The 3602-nt window shown below is 63.0% G+C and carries 4 protein-coding genes; all 4 read left to right on the top strand.

The genetic code is table 11. The annotated features are described in order from the left end of the window. Positions 1 to 806, top strand: an 806-nt coding sequence (locus KDH09_02420) for a HAMP domain-containing histidine kinase (GenBank protein MCB0218525.1), incomplete at its 5' end; no start/stop codon positions are given. Positions 807 to 926: 120 nt separating this feature from the next. Continuing rightward, positions 927 to 2480 carry a glycosyltransferase family 39 protein gene (locus tag KDH09_02425; protein MCB0218526.1) on the top strand — a complete coding sequence of 518 codons (1554 nt, stop codon included), beginning with the start codon at positions 927 to 929 and terminating at the stop codon, positions 2478 to 2480. 1 nt (position 2481) lies between these two features. Then, positions 2482 to 3315, top strand: coding sequence for a hypothetical protein (locus KDH09_02430; protein ID MCB0218527.1), 834 nt, complete (start codon positions 2482 to 2484; stop codon positions 3313 to 3315). A 71-nt stretch (positions 3316 to 3386) separates the two neighbouring features. Beyond that, positions 3387 to 3602 (top strand): hypothetical protein (locus KDH09_02435; protein MCB0218528.1); only part of this gene is annotated, 216 nt, incomplete at its 3' end.

A 3602-nucleotide genomic window follows, 5' to 3' on the forward strand; every position in this document is an offset into this window, starting at 1 on the left:
AGCTCATCAACAAGGTCGATGAAAACGGCAAGCCGCTCGACGAGTCCTTTACCCAGGACGACGCCAAGCTCCTGCAACTCATTGGCTCGCAGGTGGCCAAGGCCGTTCACGTCACCCAGCTTCGCACCGAACAGGAGCGCAACGAGCGTCTGGCGACCATCGGCCAGATGATCTCGGGCCTGATGCACGACATGCAGACCCCGATGACCAGCATCGTGGGCTTTGTCGAGCTGATGGGGCTTCCCGACTGCGACGCCAAGGAACGCGAAGAATTCTCCGAGATCGTCAAGAAAGAGGTCGATCGTCTGACCCAGATGATCCGCGCGCACCTGGACTTCGCCAAGGGCAAGACCGACATCCTGCTTAAGAAGATGGGTGTCGGGAAATTCGTCGAGGACATGGTCAATTTCCTCGAAAAGGATTTCAAGGAAAATCACATCGCGATCCGCACCGATCTCGATTACCGCGGCATGATTCGCGTCGACGAGTCGAAGATCCGCCGCGCCTTCTACAACCTTGCGAAGAACGCCAAGGAAGCGATGCCCGATGGCGGCACGCTGACCATCACGACGACCGAGCGCGAGGGCAACGTGCGTTTCCGATTCACCGATACCGGCGGCGGCATTCCCGAGGAAATCCGGCCCAGGCTCTTCGAGAGCTTCGTTACCTTCGGCAAGGAAAACGGCACGGGCCTTGGCCTTGCGCAGGTAAAGAGCGCCGTCGATCAGCACGGCGGGACCATCGAGGTCGACAGCGCCATCGGCAAGGGCACCACCTTCACGATCACCCTTCCCATTGGAGACTAGTGCCGGGGTGATCAAGCCGGATGTCATTCTGAGGGGCGCATCGCGACCCGAAGAATCGCGTCCAAGCCGGCTCCAACCGATTCTTCGCTACGCTCAGAATGACATGAAAAAATTGGGTGTATGATGACTTCCGTGATGGACTTCACCCGAAGCGACCAGCGAAACCTCCTGATCCTTACCCTCGTTGCGGCCGCGTTGCGGCTGGCAATTCCAGGACAATCAGCGCTCTCGTGGGACGAGGCCCAGCGGCTGTTGTGGTCGCTCGATTCTTCGCTCACGCTTCGTGAGGCAGCCATCGGTCACGTGGGTGCGGCCGGGCACGTCATCATGGAGCGCGCGCTCGCCGCAATCACGCGAGAGCCCTGGGTGCTGCGCCTGCAGGCCGGCGTCGCGGGCGTGCTTGCCGTGCCGCTGCTCTACCAGATCTCGCGCCGGCACTTTTCAAAAAACATCTCGCTCATCGCCGCGTGGCTGCTGTGTCTCTCGCCGCTGCATCTGGCCTATTCGCGCCAGGCAGAGGAATATGCCTTTGCCGCTTTCTTCGGCGTGCTCGCGTTGGGTCTTGCGCTTGAGCTCGCACGCACGCGCGAGGTTTCGATCAACCTGCTCTCCATCGCCGCGCTCACCGGCGTGCTGGGTTTTCTGCTGGGCGGCTCGTTCCTGCTGCCGTGGTGGCTGGCACTGGCAACCGGTGTCCTGCTTTTCGGCGGGCGCGAGCTTCCGCCGAAGACCCGCGTCTATCTCGCACTCTCGCAGGTGCCGCTCCTCATTGTGGTGGTCTGGGTGAGCGCGCCGTGGGGAACGCAGCAGGGCGCGTCGAGTTACTTCTCCGAAGTGGTCGGCACCCTGGTTTTCGATTCGATCCGCTTTGCGCCGGCCGGCGTGCTCACAGATCTCATCGCGCAGGTGGGCGTGTGGCTCTGGCAGGGAACGCCGCCGATGCTGCTGGAGCTTGCTTCTTACGCATTGGCCGCGCTCATCATCGCGCTGTGCGTGCTGGGTCACCGGCGTCTTCGCTCCCAGGGCGGAAAGCAGGCGGCGCTTGTTGCCTGGAGCGTCGCGGTCGCGCCGATGCTGCTCTCGCTCGCATTGTGGGCGCGCTTTGGTGAGGTCTCGCTCTTCTCGCGCGCCCTGCTGCCGGTGGTGCCGGGGCTGCTCCTGCTCGTAGCTGCCGGCGTGATGGCCGCGCCCCAGTGGCTGCGGACCATTGCGGCGGGAAGCCTGGGACCGCTCATTCTGGTATCCAGCACGGCGATCCTGTTGGGCAATCACCCCGCGCATCCGCACTACTTCGAGCAGGCGGTCGCGCGCCTGCGCGCGCAGGCTGCCAAGGGCGAGGAGCTCTACGTTCATCCCGGCGAGGCCGCCGGGGTTTTCGCCGCCGCCGCGCCCGATGCGGCCGCGCACCTGCAGGCCGTCGCCCAGACGGGCAGCTTCACCCTGCACGCGGGCGGCACGCTCGCTCACGCATTGACCGAGCAGGAACTCGCGCGCTGGCCCCAGTGGATCGCCGCGCGCGGGGGCTGCCTGCTCAGCCTGCACCCGCTGCTGCGCTGGCGCGATCCCTCCGGCAAGCTCGCCATGGCGTTGCACGAATCACACGGCTATCAGGACGCCGCCATCGGCCCGCCGGTGAGCATTTCGTGTCCGGCTGCAAAGGCGACAGGAGATTAGAATGGAAAGTCGTCACGCATTGAGCGCGGGGCTGGTTGTTTTACTCGCTCTCCTCGTGCCAGCCGGGTTCGCGAATGCCGGTGGAGCCGAACCCGCGCCCGTCTCGCGAGCCACAATCTATTACGCGTGGGCAGAGGACCAACGACCCACTTCCGACTCCTTTGAACAGATCGCGGAAAAATGGAACTGCGTCTTTGAGTTCGATGCCGATTCGGATGAGTTGCGCACGCTCCGTTCCGCATTCGGGAATGCAACAGATGGAGAATTCGCGGAGAAGCGCACTCGTGCGAAGGTGCAGTTCGCGGACGGGCGCATTGTTCTGATCGACGCAGTCGGGGGAATCCGGGAGGAGCCTGGAGGCAGAACCAGAAAACTGATGCCTGGGGATTTCGAAGTGGTGAAGCGCCTCTTCCTGTCATTAAAAGCGGGTAATGAGTGCGGAAAACACATGCTGGACCAATGGGATCCCCGATATATTCGGCGTGTTGAGAATCCCTACATCTCCGGATGCGAAATCCCCAAGGATGGAAGCGAGCTGCCCTCGCGCGAGGAAGCGAAGAAACGCAGAAGCGAGTATCTGGCCCGCGCCAGGAAATATCTTCTCGACAAGATTGGCCTGGTGGGCGATGAGGGATTCGACATCAACTGGATGGGCTGGGATCACGGAAGCTGCATCTACATCCAGTTTGAGCGGAAGTGCGTGCAGGACGGGCAGCCCTGTTCGCCGCTGATCCTTCATCACGAGATCTATGGTGTCTATGTGCGGAAGGCAGATGCTTCCCTCGTGTATATGACGTATCCGCCCCGGCGGGCCGAAAAGCCCGCAGACCCCTGATTCCGGTTTCCATCACAAATGCGCAGCAGCCCCGATAGACCCCAGCCGCGCGCGGGCGTTATGATTGTCCCATGACTTCGGTGGAATCCCACTTTGAGGCCGCGGCCGCCAGTTACGGCGAGCGCTCGGCGTCCGGGCTCTGGGCGCGTGTGCGTTCGCGCGAGCGTGCGGCTGTGCTCGAACTGCTCGCACCGCGCGCTGGCGAAGGTGTGATCGACGCCGCCTGCGGCGCGGGCTACTACGCGTTGGCGCTGCAGGAACGAGGCTGCCGCGTCACCGGTGTCGAT

This window comes from Chrysiogenia bacterium (assembly GCA_020434085.1).
Classification (GTDB): domain Bacteria; phylum JAGRBM01; class JAGRBM01; order JAGRBM01; family JAGRBM01; genus JAGRBM01.